This is a genomic window from Rhabdothermincola salaria, from assembly GCF_021246445.1.
Lineage (GTDB): Bacteria > Actinomycetota > Acidimicrobiia > Acidimicrobiales > Acidimicrobilacustridaceae > Rhabdothermincola_A > Rhabdothermincola_A salaria.
Genome location: NZ_JAJQXW010000003.1, coordinates 1 through 23,312 on the forward strand (window position 1 = coordinate 1; position 23,312 = coordinate 23,312).

Here is a 23,312-nt window from a genome sequence, read left to right on the forward strand (position 1 = left end):
CGACCCGTCGAACAGCAACTTGGCCAGGGTGGGCCACACCGCCAGGCGTCGAGCACGCGCCGCGAGGGCTTTGGCGTCGCCGTCGGTGAGCGCCACATGGGCTTTCAACCAGCCCACCGCCGAGCGGAACCCGTCGACGTCGTGGCCACCGGTGGCGAAGAACCCGCACAGGGTCTCGAGCACGGTCACCTCGACCCGCTCGCGCAGAGCGAACAGGTCGACCACGTCGGCCGACACCGGGGCCACGGTCAACTCGCCGACCGCTTCCTCCAGTTCCCCCAACGTGGTGGTGACCATGCGTCGAAGTCTACAGGACAGGTGTTCGATGTCCACCTCGAATCGGCAGGATCCATATGTATATTGTCGTTCGAGTCGAGGCCGGCAACGCGGTGTTCGCCGGACCCGTTCTGAAGTGCCGTGGGCCGGCCACATCGACCGAGGCCACCACCGTCTGCGCGGATGCGCTCAGGCGTCGCGTCCTGACCCACCCCGCTCCCACCGCATAGCGAGCGCGCGGACCGGCGCAGCGGCGGCGACGACCTGCACGCGTTCGACACGACCGCCGGTGCCCGAACTGGACAGAACGACTGCCGGACCACGCGCCGGGGTCGGGGGGATCAGCCGTGACCCGGGAGGCCTTGCACGACCCGTCACACCAGCAGGAATCCGCCTCGACCATCGCTGCTGAGGTGGGACCACGGGCGAAGCAGGGCCCCGAGGACCTTCCTGAGGCGATGGATCGATCGCCCCGGTCAGCCCGGGCGGCGCTACCGGGGGGGGAGGCGCACGATCGCCAACCAGAAGTCCTCGATCGAGCGGATCGCCTCGACGAACTCCTCGAAGCGCACCGGCTTGGTGACGAAGCTGTTGGCGTGGAGCTGGTAGGAGCTCAAGATGTCCGCCTCGGCCGACGAGGTGGTGAGCACGACCACCGGGATGGTGCTGAGCTCGGGGTCGCCCTTGACCTCGGCCAGGACCTCTCGGCCGCTCATCACCGGCAGGTTCAGGTCCAACAGGATCAGGTCGGGCCGCGGGGCCGACTCGTAGGGAGGCTCGCCGCGCAGGAAGGCCATCGCCTGGGCACCGTCCTCCACGACGGAGAGGTTGTTGGCGAAGCGAGCCCTTCGCAGCGAGTGGATGGTGAGGTTCACGTCGCCCGGGCTGTCCTCGACCAGGAGGATCTCGACCGGTTGGGCCTCACTGCTCATCGGGGCTCCTCTCCCGCGAGCGCTGGTCGTGGGTGAGGGATGGTGACGGTCACGCAGGTGCCCCCTCCGGGGTTGTCGGCCAGCGTGATGGTGCCGTCGTAGCGACGGGCGATCTTGCGGCACACCGCCAGACCCACTCCGGTCCCGGCGTAGGCGCTACGGCCGTGCAACCGCTGGAACATCCCGAAGACCCGCTCGCGCTGGTGCTCGGGGACACCGATGCCGTTGTCGCACACCGTGAGCGAGGTGGCCCCGGCGTCGGAGGTGCTGCTCACGTGGACCTGCGGGACACGATCGGCGGCGCGGAACTTGATGGCGTTGGACAACAGGTTGGTCACCAGCTGGATCATCTCGCTGTCGACGGCCACCACCGGATGCAGCTCGGAACGGGTGACCACCGCACCCGCGTCGTCGATCATGGAGCCGAGTTGGGCGAGGGCGGCGTCGACGACCGCGTCGAGATCGACGTCGACGCGGGGTGGGTCGTCCCGCCCGATGCGGCTGTACTCGAGGAGGTCGTCGATGAGGCGCCGCAGGCGGGTGCAGCCGTCGACGGCGAAGCCGATCCACTCGGTGGCCTCGTCGCCGAGGCGGTCGCCGTACTCCTCGCGAAGGAGCTCGACGTGACCACTGATCACGCGCAACGGCTCGGACAGATCGTGCGACACCACGTAGCTGAACTCGTCGAGCTCGGCGTTCGAGCGTTCGAGGGCGACGTTCCTGCGCTCGAGTGCGCTCATGGCGTCGGCCGCGGCCCGTTCCGCCGACACCTGCTCGGTGACGTCCACCGCTTGGCGAACGACCACGGGCTCGGCGCTCGCCGACGAGTCGGGGGTCCGGAGGCTGGTGACCTCGAGCGACGCGGAGATCCGCAGGCACACGACCCTCCCGTCAGGGTGGGTCCAGCGCTGGCGGTACTGGACCTCGTCCTGCCGGCCGGCGTAGAGCTCCTCGAGCATCGTGGCCTCGGCCGAGCAATCCTCGGGCGCCACGCCGACGTCGATCCCTTCGTGGAGGAGCTCCTCGGGCCCACGACCGGCGAGTCGACACCACGAGGCGTTGGCCCACAACACCTCGCCCGAGCGCGAGCTGATGGCCATCCCCACCGGCGCGTTGTCGAGGACGCGGTAGGGCAGCTCGAACTCCCCACCCGACCCCCAGCCCGGGACCATGACGCCGAAGGCATGCGCCGTCGACCCCGGGCCCGATGCAGTGCCGAGACGACCCGCTGGAGTTCCCGCCTCGGTCATCGAGCCCGCTCCCTCATCGACGTTCGGACCACGACACGCCCACTCGTCCCGGAGCTGTGGCGCCGGCACTCTGCGTACGCCGTCCGGAGGCACCACCATATAATCACCACCGTATACTCGTAGGAACAGCTGCCTTAGCAGTAAATGCAATCGGGTCCACCACAGGCGCGAGGGAGGACGCGGAGCGTGAGTTCCAGCAACGAGGAGGCGGGTCGTCTCGACCCGCGGATCGGCCATCCCGTGCTCCGGCCCGAAGCGGCATGGACGACCATGCCCTCGCCGGCAGTCCTCCTCGATGCCAGCGGGACGATCATCGAAACCAACGTGGCCTGGGACCTGGCTGCGGCGCTCAACGAGGGCGATCTCGCCAGCTGCGGCGTGCGGGCCAACTACCTCGAGGTGTGCGACGCGGCCAGGGCCGACCCCTCGGCGGCCGAACTGGCTCGGGCCCTGCGGGCCATCTTCACCGGCGACCGCACCAGCTTCACCGCCCGCTACCGTGCCGCCACCCCCGACGGGGTGCGCACCTCGGTCGTACAGGCCAAGGCGGCGCTGTGGGCCGGGGCAACCGGAGCACTTGTCGTCCACGACGACATCACCATCTGGGCGGCACTCGAAGCATCCGTCACCGCGATGGCCCCGACCAGCCCCCTGGTGCCGTTCAGTTCCGCCCTACCCGGTGCCATCGACCCGTTCGGCGACTTGGATCGAGTACCGCAGGCCGCGACCCTCGGGCTGGTCTGGGTGGACTTCCCGGGATTCTCCGAGATGGCATCCACGCTCGGGATCCACGCCGCCCATCATGTGGCGGTCGAGCTGGGGCGACGAATCGACGACGCCGTGGACGCGACTGCCACGGTCTGCCGGGTGGGGATCAGCCAGTTGTTCGTCGTCCTTCCGGACGCCGGCCCGGAGACCACGCACGCCACCGCCAACAGACTGGCCGACCGGCTGGGGCGACCTCAGCGCTGCGGTACCGCCGAGGTGTGGTCGAGCGTCGACATCGGGGTCCATCACTGGGTCGGTGACGGGGTCCCGCGATGGCAGGAGCTACTGACCGTCGCTCGCCGTACCGCCACCCGTTCGGGCGAGACCCGTATACGTGACTGGGCGATGGCGCCCATGCGGACCACCCCTCAGCGCCCCCAGACCCGGGACACTCGCCGCACCCCCGCACCACGGTCGCCTGACGGGCTCTTCGTGCTCGTGGTCGAGGACAACCCCGGCGACGTCAGCCTCCTTCGCCGCCAACTGGACCGCAAGACCTTCGACCCCGCCCGGGTGGTCGTGGCCGAGTCCCTCGCCGAGGCCCACACGATCCTCGACACCACTCACGTCGACTGCGCCGTCCTCGACCTGGGCCTGCCCGACGCCCAGGGGGCACAGGCCCTCCACGAGCTACGGGCCGCCCATCCCTTCCTGCCGATCGTGGTGCTCACCGGACGCGACGACGAGGAGCTCGGCCGGACGCTGGCGCGAGCAGGAGCGCAGGACTTCCTGCGCAAGGGCACCTACAGCCCGAGCGAGCTGAACCGCTCGCTGGCCTTCGCAGTGGAGCGGATGCGCGCCGTTGCGCTCGACCGGAGGATGTCCGCACTCATGGGCGGCGCCGAGGCCATGGTGATGGTGCTCGACGGCGACCACCGCGTGACCTACTCGAGCAACGCCCTGTCGATGGCCGTCGGACGCTGGAACGCCGACCTGGTCGGCGCGCGTCTCGACGACCTCTTCGACGATCGAGACGCCGCAGCCATCGCGGAGCGCCTCGACGCGCTCGATGGCGACAAGAGCACCGGCGAGCCACCGATCGTCACCCTCGCCCGGGCCCAGGGAGGGACCCGGCCACTGCGGATCTCGATCGAGGACATGCGCCGCGAGCCGAGCGTTCGTGGCGTCGTGGTGCGCCTCCACGACGACTCCGCCCGTCTGGCCGCCATAGCCGAGCTCCAGGTCGAACGAGTCCTGCACGAGACCATCGCCACGCAGTCCCACGAGATGGTGCTCTTCTTCGAACCCGGCGGGGTCATCACCTGGGCCAGCGGCGCGGCCCGAAACCTGTTCGGGGTGGATCCGTCCGAGCTCATCGGCCTCACCGGCTACGAGCTCGTCGACCCGGCGGACCGCGACGCAGTGGTGCAGCGGCTCAGCGCCATCCCGGAGCTGGGCGACTCGGTCACCTCCGAGTTCCGCATCACGTTGCCGTCCGGCGAGACGCGCTGGGTGGAGGAGATCGTCACCAACTTCGTGGACGACCCAGCCATCGGGGTGGTGGTCGGCAACTACCGCGACGTCACCGAGCGGCGCCACCACGAGGACGAGGTGCGCATGAAGTCGGACCTCCTCGCGGCGGTCGGACAACCGGTGATGGCGGTCGACGCCGAGAGCCGGATCACCTACTGGAACCGGGCGGCCGAGAAGACCTTCGGATGGTCGTCCGAGGAAGTGATCGGACACCCGGCTCGGCACCTCGTCGCACACCTCTCTCCCTCCCAGGCGGCCGACGCCACCCGTGCGCTCGGCAGCGAAGGGGGGACGTGGACGACCGATCTTGCCATCGCGACCAAGGACGGCGGCAGCGTGGACGTCGCCGTGTCGGCCACGTCGGTTCGGACCCAGGGTGCCTACGACGGCTACATCGCGGTGGCGACGGACATCAGCGACCGGGTGGCCCGTGAGCGGGCCTCGGCGCAGCTGGCGGCGATCGTGCGCGCCTCCTCCGACGCCATCTACTCGATCGGGGCCGACCGGCGGATCCTCACCTGGAACGAGGGAGCCGCGAAGATCTTCGGCTACGACGAGGCGCAGGCCCTGGGGCTCGACGCCACGGTGCTGGCGCCTGCCGGGCATCGAGAGGAGATGGACCGCCTCGTCGACGACGTCTTCGCGGGACGCGAGGTCAAGGCCTTCAACACCGTTCGCCAGCGCGCCGACGGGACCACCTTCGACGTGGCTGCCTCGCTGTCGCCGGTCCACGACCCGGCGGGTCAGGTCACGTCCGTGGCTGCCGTCTCACGCGACATCAGCGAGCACATGGACGTCGTGCGTTCCCTCGGGCTGCGCAGCCAACAGCTGCGCGACGCGCAGCGCACGGCCAACCTCGGCAGCTTCGAGGTCGACCTCATCACGGGCGAGGTGACGCGATCCGAGGAGTTGCGGCGGATCCTGGGAGGGCTGTCCGAGGAACGCAAGGACGTGGCGTGGGACTTCGTGCATCCCGACGACGTCGATCTGGCCCGCTCGATCTACGACCGAGCGGTCGCCGGGGACCACGACGCAGCCATCGACTACCGCATCGTGCGGCCCGACGGCGAGGTCCGCTGGGTGTCGACCAAGTGGGAACGCACCAGGCAGGGCACCCGCCCGATGATCGTCGGAACGGTGCTCGACATCACCACCAGCAAGACCTACGAGCTCGAGCTCGAGCGGTTGGCCTTCCACGACGCGATGGCCGACCTGCCCAACCGCGCCGCGCTCACCCGGGATCTCGCCGGGATCCTCGACGACGGGGTCGGCGGCGATCAGGTGTGGACCGTGGCCATGATCGACCTCGACGACTTCAAGGTGGTCAACGACAGCTACGGGCACAGCATCGGCGACGAGCTGCTCCGCCTCCTCGCCATCCGACTCCGCTCGACGATCACCGAGGGCGACCTCCTCTTCCGCTTCGGCAGCGATCAGTTCGTGGTCCTGCGCAAGAACAGCGGTGACGGCCGAGAGCTCGCCTCTCGTGTGCTCGGTGCCATCCGACGCCCGTGCACGGTCGCCGACCACACGCTGCACGTCACCGCCAGCGTCGGCCTCGCCTCGACCACCCAGGCCAGCACACCCGAAACGGTGGTGCGAGACGCCGACATCGCCCTCCACGCCGCCAAGGAGGCCGGGCGGGATCGGGCCGTCACCTTCGACGACGCGCTCCGCCATGCCCTGCTCGATCGGCAGCGATTGGAGCGCGGGCTGCGCGACGCCCTCGTCGAGGGCGGGCTGCGCCTCGTCTACCAGCCGGTGCTGGCGCTTTCCACCGGTCAGACGATCGGCTTCGAGGCCCTGATGCGCTGGGACCACCCGGAGCTCGGCGCGGTGCCGCCGAGCCGCTTCATTCCTCTCGCCGAGCGAACGGGGCTCATCGACGCGCTGGGCTCGTGGACGCTGCGCACTGCCCTGGGCCAGGTCACCCGCTGGCTCGAGCAGGCCGGCCCGCAACATGCTCCCTGGGTGGCCGTGAACCTCTCCGCCGTGCAGCTGCGGTCGCCGCACCTGGTGACCGAGGTGCGGTCGCTGCTCGACGAGTTCGGCCTTCCTCCGGACCGCCTGCACCTCGAGCTCACCGAGACGGCGATGATGAGCGACGTCGAGGATTCGCTGGAGCGCCTGGGACAGCTTCGCGAGCTGGGCGTGGAGCTCGACATCGACGACTTCGGCACTGGCTACTCCTCGCTGAGCTATCTGCGCCGGATGCCACTGAGCACCCTGAAGATCGATCGGTCCTTCGTCGACGGGCTCGGGAGCGACGCCGGTGACACGGCCATCGCCCGAGCCATCATCGGTCTCGCTCGCGACCTCGGCATGCGGGTCCAAGCCGAGGGGGTCGAGACCGAACAGCAGCTCGCGGTCCTCGAGTCCCTGGGCTGCGACCGGGCCCAGGGCTATCTCTGGAGCCCAGGGCTGGACCCCGACGCGACCGACATCTGGCTCACTCGGGGCGGGTGAGCCGGCGCACCGGTCGACCTCACGAGCGAGGTGACCCGACCGTGGTTCCAGTGGTGAGGGGGTGGCCGAGCGCACCCGGGCGTCAGGGCAGGCGCTCGCCGACCAGGTTGGTGAGCCGGTCGAGGGTGGTGTCGTCGAGCGGTGCCGTGCCGCAGATCGTGCTGCGCACCACGAAGGGGCCTTCGGGGAAGACGTTGACGATGCAGCCGTAGTTGTCGTCGGTGCGAGCCACGATCGACACCTGTGAGCCGTTGAACGGGTCGCCGGGGACGATGATGCGGCTGTCCCAGGAGGACACCGTTCCGTCGAGGTTGGCGAAGTCCCAGGTGGTGCACTGGTCGGGCAGGCCCTCGAACAAGGTCGTCCACGCAGCCGCGGACCCGTTGTCGGTGAACTGGATGACCTCGCTCACGATCTCGGTCCCGGTGGCCGGATCCGTGTACTCCGCGCCAGCCTCGTCGACGATGGCGTCCGACAGCGGGTAGAGGTTGCAGATCGTCGGCCGGTCCCAACCGGCCAATCCGACGAACCCGGGCGTGAAGCTCTCGGGCACCTCGCTCGGTTGGGCGACCAGGTCGCCGAGCGGTGCCGCGACAGTGGTGCCACCCGGATCGACGGTGGTGTCGGTCGTGGTGGTGGTGATCGAGCTGGGGGTCGTGGTGGTGCGCCGCTCCGGCTCGGCCGTGGACTCCCCGGAGCGGGCGACGGCGACGACCGCGCCGACCCCCACCAGCACCGCGGCGACCACGCCCGCACCGATCACCAGACCCCGCTTCGAACGGCCGGGAGTCTCGTCGTTCGCCACCTCACCGCCCGGAGGCGGTGGCGGATCGCCGGGGCCAGAGGTCGACGATCCTCTCTCCATCGCGGCGGCCGCCGGCACCGACGAGGCGGCGGCGGGCACCGAGGAGGTGGCGTCGGGCGAAGGATCGGAGGTCTCGTCCGGGGCCGAGCCCGGCTCGGGCGATGCGGGGGTCGGCTCCGCCTCGCGACCCTTCGTCCCCGGCTCCACCTCGTCGGAGGAGGGCGGGCTCGAGGGTGTTGGCCCGCCGGGTGGGGGCGGCGGAGGTGGCGCAGGAGCGCCGGGCGGCGGCGGGGCGCCACTGGGCGACGGCGACACAGGATCGCCGGGCGGGGGCGGTGGGGCGCCGGGCGGAGCGGCCGACGGGGGCGGGGGCAGGACCGAGCCGCCGGGGCCCGGCAGCGGCACACCGGGGGCGAGGGTGACGGTGCCGTCGCGCACCCCGCCACTGCCGCCGCCACCACCGACGGCGACGGGCGTCGCCTCGAGGTCCTCGGCGAAGGCCGCCATGGACGCTGGCCGCGCAGCCGGGTCGTGGTCCATGGCCTGCTGCAGGAGCGCGGCGGCCTCCGATGGGATGGCCAGCGGCGTGAGGTCGGGCACGGGGCCGGTGATGACCCGAGCGATCCGGGCCGCCATGGTGGAGTCGGGGCCCATGTCGAACGGCGAGTGCCCGATCATGAGCCCCGCCAACGTGGCCGCCAACGAGTAGACGTCCGAGAGCGGATCGGGCGGGTGGCCGGAGAGCACCTCGGGCGGCGCGTAGGCGATGGATGCCGTCACCGAGGTGGTGACGGTGGGGGCCTCGTCGGCCAGTCGGGCGATGCCGAAGTCCACCAGGACCGGTTCGCCCCACTTCGACATGAGCACGTTCTCGGGCTTGAGGTCGCGGTGCAGCACGCCGGCGTCGTGCGCCGCCGCCAGCGCCCGGGACAGGGCGATGCCCACTTTGCGGGTCTCGGCCCAGTCGAGGGGTCCGTCCCGCTCGATCCGATCCGCGAGGGATCCCCCGCTGTGGAACTCCATGGCCAGCCAGGGCCGCCCATCCTCGAGCTGCCCGGCCCCCGAGACGCTGACGATGTGGGAGTGGCCCGACACCGAGCCGAGGGCCCGGCACTCCCGGTCGAAGCGGCGGGACACGTCCGGATCGGTGATGGGCTGGTGGCCGATCTTGATGGCCACGTTGCGTCCGAAGCGCAGGTCGCGGGCGCGGACCACGGTGCCGAACCCGCCGCTGCCGATCACCTCCTGCAGCTCGTAGCCTTCGATGTGCACCCCGGAGAGGTTCATGACGAGCGACCTCCGAGGGTCGTGGTGGCAGACGGGGTCGGGCGGCGATCGCCACGCCACCGTCCGGCGAACAGGGTGGACGCCGCCGTCATCCGGCGGCCGCCGTGGCCTCGAACGACGCCCAGCGCTGGCCGAAGGCCATCACCGTGCCGGAGACGACCGGAACGGTGACGTGGGGCGACAGGCGGGTGTAGGTCGATGCACCCGGCGCCAGCAGGTGGCTGCCGTTGGAGGACCCGAGGTCCTCCACCATCACCTCCCAACCGTCGAGGTGGATGCGCAGGTGGTTCCGCGACACCGAGCGATCATCGACGATGGCCACCAGGTGACCGTCCGGTTGGGGGTCTCGGCCGAGGACCAGGTCGTCGCTCAGCTGGTAGATGGAGCCGTCGTCGAGGGTCACGATCCCCAACGGCGGACGGGTGCCGAGCACCCCGATCTCGCCGTCGCGCCCGATGGCGATCGACTGGTTCTGCATGTTGTCGCCGCACAGGTAGCACAGGCGGCTCTCGGGGTTGTTGAAGTGGCCGTTGCGGCAGTGCAGGCCCCTGACCTGCACGCCCCGGTCGTCGACGACGACCTTGGGCAGGGGTTCGCGGGCGCCGCCGGCACCGAGGTCCACGAATGTGCCCGGCGCCGCCGGCGGCGGCGGGCCCGCCGGACGCGGTGGCGCTCCGGGGGGACGCGGAGGACCACCCGGGGGCGGGGCCGGGCCACCCGGGGGCGGGGGCGGGCCACCCAGAGGCGGAGCAGGGCCGCCCGGAGGAGGCGGGGGACCGCCGGGGGGCGGTGGCCATGCGCTCGGGGGCGGTGGTGCGCCCGGAGGGGTGGCCCGACCGGCCACCGGTGCCGGGTCGGCCGACGGGGCAGGAGGCGCCGCCGGTGCCGGCCGGGGCGGGGTGGACGGCTCGACGATCGGCATCGCCGACGTGGGGGGCGACAGGGCCTCGGCCTCCACCTCCGAGGCCGGTGTGCTCTCGGGCTCCGGCGCGCTCTCGGGCTCCGGCGCGCTCTCCGGTTCTGACGCGCTCTCGGGTTCCGGCGCGCTCTCCGGCTCGGAGCTCGGGTCCGGCTCGCTCGCCGCACGCGGCGTCGCGGTCGACTGCTCCGCAACCCCGTTGCGGTCGACCCGGGCTCGGCCCGCCACGCTGGCTCCGGCAGCCGGCACCATCCCTTCGCGCAACCAGGTCCCCTCCTGGGCAGGGGCGTGGCTCCCCTCGACGGCCAGGAGCCACGCACCGGCGGTCGACAAAGGCACGCCGTCCGCACTCGCGCCATCCGCCCCCGGGCCGTCCTGGTCGGCAGGATCGCTCGGCCCGGCGGCGGCGTCCGGCACCAGGATGCGAACCCCTCCCCACCGGCGCAGCTCGGTCCGTCCGTCCGGGAGTCGGCGGGCCCAGCCGACGCCCTCGGCGCCGGCGTCGAGCAACACGGCCACCCCGGCCTCGTCGAGGGACTCCACCGACCCCGGTCCGAGCAGATCGGCCGCCGCGGCCGGCGTGAGCAGGCCGGGGGCCAGCACCACCACGGTGGCGCCACCGGCCACGACCAGCCCGGTTCCGGGATGGAGGCGGATCATCTCGTCGGTCATCGTCGCGACTCCGCATCGTCGATGGCGCGCGCCAGCTCGAGGGCGTCGGCGTACCGGGCCGCCGGGTCCGGGTCCATGGCCTGCTCGATCACCGGACGCAGCGCCGCCGGGCAGCTGTCGGCGATGACGGGCGGCTCGCTCAGGGCGTGTCTGATCACGGTGACGATGTCGCCGCTGGGCAGGTCGGGACGCACCGACTCCCCCGTCGCGACCCGATGGAGCGTGGCGCCCAGGCTCCAGATGTCGGAGCTGCGACCCATCCGTTCACCGCGCAACAGCGCCGTGTCGGTGTACTCGAGCCCTCCGATCGGGCCGATGCCCGTCGACGTCATGCCCGGTCGGAGGACCTCGGCCAGTCCCAGGTCGCCGAGGATCCCGCCGTCGTCGGTCACGTAGATGGTGCGAGGTGAGATGTCGCGGTGGATGATCCCCGCCTCGTGCAGCGCATGGGCACCGAGCGCCGCGTCCCTGACGGCCGGCACGGCCTGGGGCAGCTCGGAGGCCAGGCCCTCGACGAGGTGGGCCGACAGGGTGCCGAGCGGCAGGTAGGAGAAGGCGTAGAACAGTCGTCCGGCGGCGTGGCCGGCGTCGAGCACCGAGACCACGTGGGAGTCCTGCACCGATGCCAGCGCCTGCATCTCGCGGGCGAAGCGGTCGAACTCGCGCTCGGCTGCGACCTCGGGCAGCACCTTGACGACCACCTGGTCGGCGTCGATCGCCAAGCGGCCCGGTGGTGCCGCCAGGTAGAGGTCGCCGTAGGTGGAGGGGCCCAACGGACGGATGAGGGTGTAGTCGGCGATCATGGTGCTTCGGGATCCTCTCGGTCCTCGAGGGGCCCTTGCGCCCACGACGAGAAGCTGCCGGTGGTGATCACCGACATGCGGGTGACGGGTCGGGAGGTGTCCCAGGCCTCGAGTCCGAAGAGCCGGATGCGGTGGGCCGACACCCACCGCAGGCCGAGGACGGCACCCACGATGCCGAGCACGAAGTAGGCGACGAGCGCCAGGTCGGTGCGCAAGGCGTCGAGGAAGATGGCCGTCGAGATCATCTCGGCGAAGGCCAACCCGGCCACCAGCCAGGCCAGGTTCCGGTCCGAGAGGCGCATCGCCAACTTGGCCCCCAACGGCCCGGCCCAGGCTGCGGCCGGGATGCCGGCCAACCAGAGGCCGGTGAGGTCGTACTGCTGAGGGGGTGCGGGCCCGGCGGTGGGAGGCGGGTCGACCACGAGTACCCCGTCGACGATGGCCACCGTCTCCCCCGACACGCTCACCACGCTGGAGCGGGAGTCGTCGAGCTCCACGAAGAGGTGACCGCCGGCGAGGCCCAAGCCCACCAGGGCGACGGCCGAGATGGTGGCCATGGTGATGACCGAGGAGGGCACACCGATCCTCGGGTCGAGGCCGAGCAGCAGCACCAGCACGGTGAAGAAGAGCACGTCGACGCCCGAACCGGTGAGCCCCGACAGGAACCCCCCGAGGAGCCCGGCCCCGATGATGAGCGCCTTGGCGCGCACGCTCAGGTTGCCCAGCGAGCGCCGCCGCTCGCGCACGGGCCGGCGGGACATGGCGAAGATGCTGACCGCCATGGCCACGATGAGCACGGTGAAGGTGACCTTCACCCAGGCCCCGGGGAGCACCGACGGCGCGAACGGCTGATCGAGCCGAGACGCGGCCACGACCGCCACGGCCAGACCGACCAGTGCGGGCACCAGCACCAGCCCGACGGCCCGCCACGCCACCGGGGCCTTGCGGACGATGATGGCGATCGAGGCGCACCCCATGCCCACCACCTGGATGAACAGGCCCATCGAACGAGCCACCTCTGACGGCGTCTCGAGCACCTTGGTGAACACCGGGAAGGCCACTGCGCCCCCGCCCTGGGGGGTCGAACCGGCGACGAACCCACCGAAGACCATGGTGATGGTGGCCGGCCAACGATCGAAGACCCGGGGCCAGAGGCCCAGCGCGGTGACCGCCACCGCCCACACCACGGTGATGACGGCCGGGGCCAGCAGGGCGAGGCGCTCCCGGCGACGGGCCTGCGAGGACCGGGCCCGCCGACCCTCGGCGATGGCGGCCGCGACGCTGTCGCCGGTGGGTCGTGTGGCGCTCACAGGATCCGTCCTCCTCGGAACCGCCAGCGCGGCACGAGGACCCGGATCGGGCCCTGCACGAAGACCCACATCAGCAACCACAGCCCGAAGAACATGATGACGATGGCGGCGAACGGCGGCTCGTAGACGGCGATCACCACGGCGGCCACGGGGAGGAACTCCCAGAGGCCGGCGAGGAGGAAGTACAGCGACGGGAAGTCGCGGTCCCACCGGCGCTGCTGCCATGCGTGGTAGACGAGCTCCCACACCAACCCGAAGGCCAGGGCGAGGAACCAGGCCACGAACGTCACCTCGTAGCGCTCACCGAGGGCGATGACGTCGCCGACGTCGTCGGTGGGCATCGGCAGCACCGGGGTGACGAGCAGCGTCCACGGGATGCCGATGACGAGCATGACGAACACCCGGGTCTGCAGCCGGCCCACCAACGAAGGGATCACGGGGCCACTCCTCGCATCCGGCGGATCCACTGGCTGACCGAGCGACGCGGGCCGATGCGGCGGGTGGAGCCGTCGGCGGCCACGGTGTCGACCACCCTCCACGCGGCGAACTCGAGGCCGAAGAAGCTGTCGACCGCCGAGTAGTAGCTCCCGAGGGTCATCGACCCGGTGGCGAAGATCCGGCCGGGGGGCTGGGCGGCGGCGGACAGCTCGAAGTTGGGCTCCACCGAGAGGCGGCGCATGGGGTTGAGCTCCACTCCGCTGTGGTCCATGAGGTCCTTGAGCACCCGGTGGTCCGAGGCATCGGCTTGGAGGCCGGTGCCGTCGATGATGAAGTCGGCCTCGATGGTCTGGCTCCGACCGTCGGCGCCCGTGAGGGTGAGCATCAAGCGGTCGTCGTGGCGGTCGACGCTCGCCACCTCGCCGACGACCTGGCGGTACGAGCCGGTGCGCAGGCAACGTTCGAGCTGGGTGACCCAGCTGTGGCGCCATGCGGTGGTGGTCCCGGCCCACGACCCGAGGATGCGGGCGCGCTCGTGAGGGTCGCCCACCGCTTCGAGCTCGTCGGCGAGCTGGCCCCCGAACGCCGACTTCGGCAGGTTGAAGGGCTGGTAGGCGAAGCCCAGGTGGGTCCGCCGACGCGGCGGCGGACCCTGTTCTGAGCCCTCGTCGGCGTAGCTGCGGAACAGGTGGATCACCTCGACCTCCGACCGCCCCGTCTCCCGGTCGTCGAGGAGCCGCTGCAAGATCCGTGAGGCCACGATGCCCGACCCCCGGACCACCACCCGCCGCGGCCCCGACGCCAGGGCGCGGTAGACGTGCTCGTGGCGTTCGTAGGCGTTCACCACCCGGATGTGGTCGCCGGTGCGGGTGCGGTAGTCCTGCAGGTCCGGCAGGTAGCGGGCGCCGGGGTACCCGATGGCCACGTGGACGTAGCGCGAGCGGTAGGCCACCCGCTTGGTGGGGGTGGTGCGCGGAGGCGGCGTGAGCAGCGTGAAGTACCCGCCACCGAAGCGCCGGCGAACCATCCGCACCTGCCCTCGGGCCAGCATCTGGGACCAACCGATCCGGGCCGCCTCGGCGGCCACGCCCGCGTAGACGACCCCCGACGACGGGGTGAAGTACTCGGCGATGACCGGTTCGGTGAGGACCTGCCAGAGCCCTTTGCGGTAGCCCTGGCGGGCTTCTCGCCACGCGAAGCTCGGGAAGCCCCAGAGGTTGTCGGGCATCGCCTGGCTGTCGCTGCGCAGGCGTTCGTGACGGGGGATCTGGGAGTTGTCGGCCAGGAACTCGTAGGTCTCGTGGGGCTCTTCGTTGCCGGAGCACGCCACGATCTCGTCGACCCCCATCCCGGAGGTGCGCAACAGGTTGGCGACGAAGAACGACCCCATCCCGCCCCCGACGGTCACCACCGTGCGGTCCACGATCGGGATGCCGGCCGCGGCCACGTCCTCGTCGCTCCACACCGAGCTCATCAACAGGTGGTCGGTGAGGTCGCCGCGGTCCGCCTCCGTCGCCATGTCAGGAGTGTGGCGACGGCTCCTTTCAGTCCCCTTTCAACGACCCTTCGATGCGCCCTCACCGAGCCGGGAGACCTGCTGGAGCGCCTCACGGCACCGGTCGACCCAAGGCCCGGCAAGCCAGTGCGTCGCCCACTCGAGGGCCGACTCCGCCGCCTCGGCGGCCAGGCGGTGGTGCCCGGCGGTCGCCGCGGCGAGAGCCAGCGGACGCCCGACCGGACCGAAGCACACGACGCCCGCCCCCAACACGGCCACCTCGCCCCGGTACGGCTCGAAGGCGGTCACGATCCGAGCGGCCGAGGCCGCATCGCCGAGGAGGTGCGAGGCCTCCGCGGCCAGGGCCAGCCCCACCACCCGGTACGGCATGAACCGACCGACGGTCAGCTCGGCCAGGTAGGCGTCGAGGGCCTCAGCCGCGCTGGGCTCCCCCGTCTGCGCGGCCAACAGGGCCGCCGCCCCGAGCACGGCGGGGACATGTGCGACATCGGCCATCACCTCGACGAACGCCGAGGGCGAGGCGCCGGCGAGACCCTCGCCGAGGGGTCGACCGCAGGCGAGTGCCACGGCGACCTGGTGGGCGACCTGGACCAGCGGCGCATCGGCCAACGCATACCGGGCCCCGTACCCGGCGGCCTCCTCCATGGAGGCCACCGAGACGTCCACCTGCCCGGCGGCGAGCGCCACCGCGCTGCGTTGGGCCCACAGGAACCAACGGCCGCGCGGCGTCCCCAGCCGCTGGACCTGCCCCTCGAGCCGGGCCAGTTGGCGGCGAGCGAGCGAGAGGTCGCCACGGCGCAGCGCCACCCCCACCTGCAGCTGCAGCGGAGCGGGCGAGCGCTCGGGCCCGTCGACCGCACCGAGCGCGCTGGCCGGACTCCACGCCTGCTCCGGTGGTGGCGGCACCTCTCCCACCGGGAGCGACCAGCCGGCCCAGGCTCGTGCCAGCGCCACTTCGTTCGGCCCGAAGGGGCCGGTCGGTGAGCCGGCCCGCTCGAGGCGCTCGACCAACACCGTCGGGATCTCCCGACCGGCCGAGAAGAGCTCGGCGACGAGCGCGGCGATCACCGCCTGGGTCTCGGTGGACGCGCCCAGCTCCTCGAGCCGGTCGGCGGCTCGGCCCAGCCGATCGAGGGCCGCCGAGGTGTCCGGTCGGCGGCCCAGGACCTCGGTGCCGATGGCGGCCGCCGCGATCAGGTCGGCCCGCCGGGTGCCGAGGGCCGCCAGGAACGCCCGCTGGTGGGCGGCCTCGGCTTCGTCGCGTCGCCCCAGGGCCTCGAGGTGGTCGCCGAGGACGAGGTCCACCTCGGCGCGGAGCTCCGCGGCGGCATCCGGAACCGGTTCCAGTGCCGTTCGGGCGCTGCGGGCGACCGCCAGGCCGACGCCCGGCGCGACCTCGGGCGGGGCGGACCTCAACGCCCGCAGCGCACCGGCCACGGCACCGACGGCGTCCACCAACGGCACCGCCTCACAACGCTGCCGGGCCGCCACCAACGGATGGCACGACTCGAGCGCGTCGGCGGCCCGCAGGTGCAGCAAGCGCCGATCCAGCGGGTCCACGCACGACAACATCGCCTCTCGGTAGAGCGGGTGCGGCGCCCGGACCCACCCGTCGGGCTCGATCGCCGTCAGATCACGATGGTCGAGGTCCTTCAGGTCGGCGACCGTCTCGTCGCTCGGCGAACCGGTGATCGCCGCCACGTCGCCGGGGGCCACGCGATCGGCATCGAGCACCACGATCGCCAGCAGGGTCTGGCGCACCGAAGGGGCGAGGTCCGCCATCCGCGCCGCGGCGAGGTCGGCGAGCGCCAGGGGGATCTGCGAGGAGTTCCTCTCGGCCGCCGGCAGCCCCTCGATGTGGGCCGCCACCGCCGAGGCGGCCATGGCGTTGCCCGCCGTCGCCGCCCACACCTCGGCGACCAGCCGCTCGTAGCTCTCGGCGTCGAGCCCCCGCCCGGTCTCGACGAGCAACGACCGCAGCTCGCTCGGCTCGAGCGGCGGCAGCTCGAACGCGACCGTGCCCCGTCCCTGCGATGCCCACTCGGCCAGCCGGGACCAGGCCGACCCGGCGGGCGCGGGGCGGCCCGCCAGCAGCACCGGCACGCCCCGTTCGCCGAGCGCGCGGACGAGGGTCACGACGTCGTCGACCCGGGTGGCGGCGAGGGCGTGGAGATCGTCGAGCACGACCACCGCGGACGCCGGTCCCGCCTCGGCACCGTCGGCGCTGGCCAGCTGGTCCAGCTCCTCGGCCAGGGCCCGCAGGTCGGTGGACTGCCCTGCGCCGCCGTCGAAGCCGAGGTAGCGGACCTGACGGCCACGCCCGCGCCAGGCGCGGGCCCACGCCGCGGCCGTGGCCGTCTTGCCTCGACCTGTCTCTCCGTGCACCAGCGTGAGCTGTGGGGCCCGAGGTCGGCGAGCGCTGTGCACGACCTCGGAGTGGACCCGCCCCACGAGCGGTCGACCACCGACGCGCTCCAACGGGCTCGGCCAGGTGACCGGCGCCACCGGTTCGACCTGTGCCGCTGGAGGCTCCGGGGCCGGGGCGGCCGATACCGCCGGTCCGTCGAGCCCGTGGCGCAGCCGAACCCGTCTGGCCACGTCGGCGCGCCCGGACAGGTGCAAGAGCTCGACCCGCCGGCGCAGCAGGGCGTCGTCGTCGGGTGCCCAAGCCAGCGCGGCGTCGGCCACGGCGAGGGCGTCGGCCACCTGGCCTCGGTCACCGAGGGCCTCAAGGACGGAGAGCGTGGCCTCCATCCGGAGGTCTCGGAGCCGTCGCTCCTCGAACTCGAGCGACGCCACCGACGCGGCCCCACCGAACAGCGGACCCGACCACTCGTCGAGCGCGTCCCGCAATCGCTCCACGCCGACGACCCCGGTGCGGCTCTCCGCCACGGCCGCCGAGAACCGCAGCGCATCGACCTGTGCCCGATCGATGTCCAGGCGGTACCCACGGGCGCCGGTGACCACCACGTCGCGGTGGGGGCCGAGCGCCTGGCGCAGGCGGGAGACGCACACCTGCAGCGCCGCCGGTGGTCGGGCCGCATCGGGGCCGAACAACTCCACCACCAGCTCGCCGCTGTCGACGTCCTCCCCCGCCCGCAGCGCCAGCAGGGCCAACAGCGTGCACTGTCGGGGACCGGGGACGGTCCGCCAGACCCCCTCCGCCCGGACTCCGATGTCGCCCAGCACCCGCACGTCCACGGCCGGTACGCTAGGGGCTGCAGGACCTCAGTGATCGGCGATGGCGCAGCCTCGTCAGCCGATCTCCCAGCGGGCGGGCCAGTCGTCGGCGCGCAGCAGGGCGTCGGTGCCGCCGTCGCAGAAGATGATCGACCCGCAGAAGAAGGTCGACTCGGTGCCCACGAGGAACGCCAGCAGGCCGGCGATCTCGGCCGGGTCGCCGGCTCGACCCAAGGCGATGGTCTGCTTGAACATCTCGAGCTGCTTGGCCAGGTTCTCGTCGCTGTTGCCCTCGTCGATCATGGGCGTGGCGATCATGCCCGGAGCGATGGCGTTGAGCCGGATGCCCGTCCCGCCCCACTCGGGGGTCACGGCCGTGGCCCGCACCCAGCGGGCCACGGCCAGCTTGGTGGCGGCGTACTCGATCATCGACTCGCCGGCGACCTCGTCGGCCACGCGCCGGGCCTCGGCCTCGTCGCCGGCCAGGCAGGCCTCGGTGAGCTCGAGGCTGTACCCGGGAGCGGTGGTGGTGGAGTTGGACGAGATGGCCACCGCCGAGGGACGGTCGCCCTTGGCCAGGAGGGGCCGCAGGCCCTCCAGGAGCACTACGGTTCCGAAGTAGTTGACCGACGCCAGCAGCGACGAGGGCCGGCCCGGGAAGCCCGAGATGCCGGCGCACGTGATCAGCCCGTCGAGGGCGCCTCCGCTGGCCTCGGCGACGGCGTCGATGGCCGACCGGCGGCCGTCGGGGGTGCCGAGATCGGCTTCGATCTCCGCCCCGCGCAGGTCGACCCCGATGACCCGGTGGCCATCGCGGCTGAGCCGATCCGCGGTCGCTGCGCCGATACCCGATCCGGCTCCGGTGATGGCGACGGTGCGCATGTCAGCCCCGGTCCTCGATGGCTTCGATGAGGCGGTCGGTGTTGGCCTGGCCTTCGTAGAGCTGGCGCAGCAGCCACATGCGCAGGAAGTTGGCGAAGGCGTAGCGCACGAACAGGCCGAGGCCGAGCACGCTGACCGTGACGAAGGTGAGCGCCATGACGATGCTCTCCTGTTGGTCCTCGATGAGGGTCTGGTTGGTGGTCGACACGTAGGCGAAGAACGCCCCGATGACTCCCACGATCATGAGCACGAGACCGATGGCGCCGAGCATCTTCTCGCGGCCGGCGTTGCCGGCCTTGAGGTTCATGTCGGAGACGTCGTTCTTGAACTGCTCGACGCGCGGCGAGCCGCCCGAAGCAGGGGTGGTGGACGAGGTGGTGGATTCCATGGCGTTCGGTGACCTCACGAGCCCAAGTAGGCGGCGGACAGTTCATCTTCGAGCTCAGCAGGTGTCCCCACGCGGGTGACGTTGCCGTGCAGCACGATCGCGGCGTACTGGGCGATGCCCAACACCGTCCGAGCGAACTGCTCGGACACCAGGATCGACACTCCCTCTTCGGAGACCTGAGCCACGATCTCGTAGAGGTTCGCCACGATCAGCGGAGCCAGACCCATCGACAGCTCGTCGAGGAGCAGGATGGCCGGGTTCGTGGCGAGGGCGCGGGCCATGGCGAGCATCTGCTGCTCGCCGCCCGACATGGTGCCGGCGAGCTGTTTGCGGCGCTCGCCGAGGATTGGGAACCGTGCGTAGGCGACCTCTTCGACGTCCTTCAGCGAGACTCCCGCGAAGGTGTTCATCCAGAGGTTCTCACGCACGGTGAGGTTGGGGAACACGCCCCGACCCTCGGGCACGGTGCACAACCCGTTGCGGGCCAGCTCGTCGGCGGCCGCGCCGTTGACGACCTTGCCGGCCAGGCGCACCTCGCCGGCCGACGGGGTCAGCAGGCCCGAGCAGACCTTGAGGATGGTGGACTTGCCGGCACCGTTGGGGCCGAGCAAGGCGACCACCGTGCCCTCGGGGACGGCGAGGTCGACCCCGTGGAGGACCTCGATGGTGCCGTAGGCGGCCTTGACCCCGACCAGCTCGAGCAGCGGCGGCTCGACGACGTGGTGGGAACGGCCGGGGGCCGGCGTGGGGACGTCGGTCATGCTGCTCCCTCCGGAGAGCCCAGGTAGGCGTCGATGACGGCGGGATCGTTGCGCACGGTCTCGGCATCGCCGCTGGCGATGATGCGCCCGAACTCGAGCACGTGGATCGTCTCGCACACGTTCATGACCAGGGCCATGTCGTGCTCGACGAGGCAGATGCCGAGGCCTTCACCCGCCAGCTGGCGCAGCAGGGTGCCGAAGTTCTCGGTCTCGTCCTCGGTCTGGCCGGACGCCGGCTCGTCGAGGAGCAACAAGGTGGGCTGGAGCATGAGGGCCCGGGCCAGCTCGACGACGCGGGCCTGCCCGGTGGGGATCTCGCCCACCTCGCGGTCGGCCACCTCGCCCAGCCCCACCAGCTCGATGATGCGGGCGGCTTCCTTCTCGGCGTTGGCTCGCTTGACGCCCCGACCCCAGCGGTTGCGGATCTCGCCGGCCACGAGCACGTTGTCGTGCACCGACAGCGAGGTGAACAGCTCGAGGCGCTGGAAGGTGCGGGCCAGGCCCTGGCGGGCCCGCTTGTGGGGCGCCAGCTTGGTGACGTCCTTGCCGTTGAGCAGCACCCGACCGCTGGTGAGGGGCTGCAGGCCGGTGATGGCGTTGAACAGCGTGGTCTTGCCGGCGCCGTTGGGGCCGATGAGGCCGGTGACGGTGCCGGGCTCGACGGAGATGGACACGTCGTCGAGTGCGACGTTGCCCCCGAAGCGGACCTTGACGTCGACGGTCTCAAGCAGAGGCATGGACGGTCTCTCCTTCGTGGACGTGCGTGCCGACGGGCACCGGCACGGAGTCGAGCGCCAGCACGTGGTCCATCTGCTGGCGGTCGTCGTCGGTGAAGGGGACGTCGAGGCCGATCAGCTCGGGTGGTGTGGGCTGGGGCAGGTCGTACTTGCGCACGGCGAAGGCCTTCACGATCGCCCCCCCGATGGGTGGCACCAACAGCAGGTTCAGCGCGGTGAAGATCGTGAACCACCAGCCGTTGTAGACGTCCTGCCACCAGAGGCCCCACACGAGGGCCTGCAGGGCGATGACGGAGAGCATCAGCACCTTGGACCGCTTGATCTCGTTGAGCCCCTCGGCGATGTCGGTGATGGCCCCGCTGGGGTTCTTGCCCATGGTCACGCCGATGGTGGCGGGGAGCACGGTGACCGCGCTGACGAGGAAGCCGAAGATGGGTTGCAGCGTCCGGTAGTCCGAGCCCAGCTTCTCGAGGCTGTTCTGCATCGACAGGAAGGCAGCACCGTTGAGCAGGCCGCTGAACAGCGCGGCGGACACATAGCCGATGCCGCCCACCACGGTGAGCAGCAGCAGGGCGAGGCTCAAGAAGATGTCGAAGCGGTCGAGGTTGACCGAACCGAGCTGGGCCGACATGAGCGCCCCGCCGATGCCGGCGATGGCGGCCGACATCATGAACACGCTGAGCTTGAGGCGCACGACGCTCATGCCCAGGGTGGCGCAGGCGGCGGGGCTGTCCTTCATGGCCGAGAGGCGACGCCCGTACCCGCTCTTGCGCAGGGCGATGAGCCCGACGCCGAGGAGGGCGAACAACACGGTGACCAACATGAGGAAGGCACCGTTGTCGTTGAAGTCGAGGCCGAAGAACTCCGGGCGGGGGATGGTGAGCGAGCCTCCCTGGAAGATGGAGAACTCGACGCCGAAGAGCTCGCGCTGGCCGATCTCGGTGAGCACCATGCGGCTGACGAACACGCCGAAGGCCATGGTGGCCAGGGCGAGATAGAGGCCCCGCAGCCGCAGCGCGGGCAGGGCGACGATCGCGCCGACGACGGCGCACACGACGCCCGCCAGCACGAAGCCCCAGAGGGTGGTCCGCCCGGTGGGCCCGGTGCCTCCCGAGATGCCGTAGTGGAACACGATGATCGTGCCGATGGCACCAAAGGAGAGCGCCGCCAGGTTGATCTCGCCGGCGTAGCCGGTGAGCAGCACCAGCGACAGCGCCACCAGGGCGAAGGTCATGCCGAAGGCCACGGTGTTGACCGCGGTCTGCGCCATCACCGCCTGCATGGCGAACACCACGCCCACCAGCACGAGGCCACCGATCCAGGCGGTGCGCAGGCTGGGCATGATGAAGCGCTCGCGGGTGCGCAGCACGGTGGCGCCTCGGAGCCGGTCCTGGGGCAGCAGCAGCAAGATGATGAACAGCAGGATCATCGGGATCGAGGACCGGAAGGCCCCGGTCCAGGTCCACTGGGCGGCCGGGAAGTAAGCGATCACGTAGTTGCCGAGCAGGCCGAGGATGATGGCGCCCACGAACGTGCGGGGCAGGCTGCGCAGGCGGCCGAACATGGCGGCGGCGAAGGCGTCGATGACCAACAGGGTGAGGGCGTTGGCGCTCATGGCCGAGCCCTGGATGGGGGTGATGAGGATGCCGGCCAGGGCGGCGAGGAACGCACCGCCCGCCCAGGAGATGGTGGCCAGGCGCTCGGGACGCCCACCGTTGAGTTGGAGCAGGTCCGGGTCGTCGACCACGGCGCGCATGGCCACACCCGAGCGGGTGGAGTGGAACAGGAAGCGGATGCCGAACGCGATCGCCACGGCGAGCAGCAGGGCGATGATCTCGTGCCATGTGACGTTGACGCCGAAGATGCTGACCTGGGCGTTCTGGCCGAAGAACTTCTGGAACAGGCGCGGGGTGCGCGGCGTGGGGTTCCAGATCCAGGTGGCCAGGGCCAGGAAGCCGAGCATGACACCGACCGGCACGATGATCTTGGTGACCTCCGAGGTTCCTCGGAGGTTCTTCATCACCGCCTGGTAGAGCAACGCGCCGACGGCGGGGGCGAGGATGCCGAGCACGGCGATCAACGCCAGCGGGGCGGGCCACCCCCAGCCCCAGCGCACCTGCCAGTAGCTGAAGGCGCCCAGCATGGCGATGGCGCCGTGGGCGAAGTTGAAGATGCCCGAGGTGGTGTAGGTGACCACCAGGCCCGACGCGGCGATGCCGTACACGCCACCGATGACCAGGCCCAGGATGGTGTACTGCAGGAACTCCTGCACCAACGCCCCCTTCTCTACTTCGAGCAGCGCCCGGCACGGAGCTGGACGGGAGACTCCCACACGAGGCGGGGTCGACGACGGGTGGAACGACGAGCGGCCCCAGCCCCGAGGCGACGGAACTGGGCCAGCGACCTCAGCCTCTCAGTGGCGCGGGTCTCAGCGGCGCACTGTACCCGG

General features: G+C 71.4%; 16 protein-coding genes. 1 reads left to right on the plus strand and 15 read right to left on the minus strand.

The window, feature by feature from the left end:
* From LUW87_RS13285 to LUW87_RS13295, 3 genes are all read right to left on the minus strand, one after another.
* On the minus strand, positions 1 to 297 hold a 297-nt coding region (locus LUW87_RS13285), incomplete at its 3' end, for a hypothetical protein (RefSeq protein WP_232671677.1).
* 470 nt (positions 298 to 767) lie between these two features.
* Entirely contained in the window at positions 768 to 1,208 is a 441-nt protein-coding gene (locus LUW87_RS13290) for a response regulator (protein WP_232671678.1), read from the minus strand.
* Positions 1,205 to 2,380 carry a sensor histidine kinase gene (locus LUW87_RS13295; protein WP_232671679.1) on the minus strand — a complete coding sequence of 392 codons (1,176 nt, stop codon included), beginning with the start codon at positions 2,378 to 2,380 and terminating at the stop codon, positions 1,205 to 1,207. Before LUW87_RS13295 ends, LUW87_RS13290 begins: the two co-directional genes overlap by 4 nt.
* Before the next feature lie 264 nt (positions 2,381 to 2,644).
* Between LUW87_RS13295 and LUW87_RS13300 the strand changes: the two genes are divergently transcribed.
* Positions 2,645 to 7,165 carry an EAL domain-containing protein gene (locus LUW87_RS13300; protein ID WP_232671680.1) on the plus strand — a complete coding sequence of 1,507 codons (4,521 nt, stop codon included), beginning with the start codon at positions 2,645 to 2,647 and terminating at the stop codon, positions 7,163 to 7,165.
* Between the two features lie 82 nt (positions 7,166 to 7,247).
* On the opposite strand, the gene LUW87_RS18890 is transcribed toward LUW87_RS13300, so the two are convergent.
* The 12 genes from LUW87_RS18890 to LUW87_RS13365 form a co-directional block, all read right to left on the minus strand.
* The gene (locus LUW87_RS18890; protein WP_283251144.1) at positions 7,248 to 9,257 is read right to left on the minus strand and encodes a serine/threonine-protein kinase; all 2,010 of its coding nucleotides are present in this window, start codon (positions 9,255 to 9,257) and stop codon (positions 7,248 to 7,250) included.
* Positions 9,258 to 9,345: 88 nt separating this feature from the next.
* The gene (locus LUW87_RS18895; RefSeq protein ID WP_283251145.1) at positions 9,346 to 10,848 is read right to left on the minus strand and encodes an FHA domain-containing protein; all 1,503 of its coding nucleotides are present in this window, start codon (positions 10,846 to 10,848) and stop codon (positions 9,346 to 9,348) included.
* Entirely contained in the window at positions 10,845 to 11,651 is an 807-nt protein-coding gene (locus tag LUW87_RS13320; protein ID WP_232671681.1) for a serine/threonine-protein kinase, read from the minus strand. Before LUW87_RS13320 ends, LUW87_RS18895 begins: the two co-directional genes overlap by 4 nt.
* Positions 11,648 to 12,961, minus strand: coding sequence for a TSUP family transporter (locus LUW87_RS13325; protein WP_232671682.1), 1,314 nt, complete (start codon positions 12,959 to 12,961; stop codon positions 11,648 to 11,650). The genes LUW87_RS13320 and LUW87_RS13325 overlap by 4 nt, the downstream gene beginning before the upstream one ends.
* Positions 12,958 to 13,398, minus strand: a complete 441-nt coding sequence (locus LUW87_RS13330; RefSeq protein WP_232671683.1) for a hypothetical protein — start codon at positions 13,396 to 13,398, stop codon at positions 12,958 to 12,960. Before LUW87_RS13330 ends, LUW87_RS13325 begins: the two co-directional genes overlap by 4 nt.
* The gene (locus LUW87_RS13335) at positions 13,395 to 14,918 is read right to left on the minus strand and encodes a hypothetical protein (protein ID WP_232671684.1); all 1,524 of its coding nucleotides are present in this window, start codon (positions 14,916 to 14,918) and stop codon (positions 13,395 to 13,397) included. Before LUW87_RS13335 ends, LUW87_RS13330 begins: the two co-directional genes overlap by 4 nt.
* Before the next feature lie 36 nt (positions 14,919 to 14,954).
* Positions 14,955 to 18,116 carry an AfsR/SARP family transcriptional regulator gene (locus LUW87_RS13340; RefSeq protein ID WP_232671685.1) on the minus strand — a complete coding sequence of 1,054 codons (3,162 nt, stop codon included), beginning with the start codon at positions 18,114 to 18,116 and terminating at the stop codon, positions 14,955 to 14,957.
* A 54-nt stretch (positions 18,117 to 18,170) separates the two neighbouring features.
* Positions 18,171 to 18,977, minus strand: a complete 807-nt coding sequence (locus LUW87_RS13345) for an SDR family oxidoreductase (RefSeq protein WP_232671686.1) — start codon at positions 18,975 to 18,977, stop codon at positions 18,171 to 18,173.
* A gap of 1 nt (position 18,978) precedes the next feature.
* Positions 18,979 to 19,365 carry a hypothetical protein gene (locus LUW87_RS13350; protein WP_232671687.1) on the minus strand — a complete coding sequence of 129 codons (387 nt, stop codon included), beginning with the start codon at positions 19,363 to 19,365 and terminating at the stop codon, positions 18,979 to 18,981.
* A gap of 14 nt (positions 19,366 to 19,379) precedes the next feature.
* Entirely contained in the window at positions 19,380 to 20,126 is a 747-nt protein-coding gene (locus LUW87_RS13355) for an ABC transporter ATP-binding protein (protein WP_232671688.1), read from the minus strand.
* Positions 20,123 to 20,863: an ABC transporter ATP-binding protein gene (locus LUW87_RS13360; RefSeq protein ID WP_232671689.1), complete on the minus strand. Its 741-nt coding sequence runs from the start codon at positions 20,861 to 20,863 to the stop codon at positions 20,123 to 20,125. The genes LUW87_RS13355 and LUW87_RS13360 overlap by 4 nt, the downstream gene beginning before the upstream one ends.
* Positions 20,850 to 23,135: an ABC transporter permease gene (locus LUW87_RS13365; protein ID WP_232671690.1), complete on the minus strand. Its 2,286-nt coding sequence runs from the start codon at positions 23,133 to 23,135 to the stop codon at positions 20,850 to 20,852. The genes LUW87_RS13360 and LUW87_RS13365 overlap by 14 nt, the downstream gene beginning before the upstream one ends.
* Positions 23,136 to 23,312: the final 177 nt, after the last annotated feature.

Coding starts and splice junctions, on each gene's coding strand:
- LUW87_RS13290 (WP_232671678.1), bottom strand. CDS start 1,208: ATGAGCAGTGAGGCCCAACCGGTCGAGATCCTCCTGGTCGAGGACAGC.
- LUW87_RS13295 (WP_232671679.1), bottom strand. CDS start 2,380: ATGGTCCCGGGCTGGGGGTCGGGTGGGGAGTTCGAGCTGCCCTACCGC.
- LUW87_RS18890 (WP_283251144.1), bottom strand. CDS start 9,257: ATGAACCTCTCCGGGGTGCACATCGAAGGCTACGAGCTGCAGGAGGTG.
- LUW87_RS18895 (WP_283251145.1), bottom strand. CDS start 10,848: ATGACCGACGAGATGATCCGCCTCCATCCCGGAACCGGGCTGGTCGTG.
- LUW87_RS13320 (WP_232671681.1), bottom strand. CDS start 11,651: ATGATCGCCGACTACACCCTCATCCGTCCGTTGGGCCCCTCCACCTAC.
- LUW87_RS13335 (WP_232671684.1), bottom strand. CDS start 14,918: ATGGCGACGGAGGCGGACCGCGGCGACCTCACCGACCACCTGTTGATG.
- LUW87_RS13345 (WP_232671686.1), bottom strand. CDS start 18,977: ATGCGCACCGTCGCCATCACCGGAGCCGGATCGGGTATCGGCGCAGCG.
- LUW87_RS13350 (WP_232671687.1), bottom strand. CDS start 19,365: ATGGAATCCACCACCTCGTCCACCACCCCTGCTTCGGGCGGCTCGCCG.
- LUW87_RS13355 (WP_232671688.1), bottom strand. CDS start 20,126: ATGACCGACGTCCCCACGCCGGCCCCCGGCCGTTCCCACCACGTCGTC.
- LUW87_RS13360 (WP_232671689.1), bottom strand. CDS start 20,863: ATGCCTCTGCTTGAGACCGTCGACGTCAAGGTCCGCTTCGGGGGCAAC.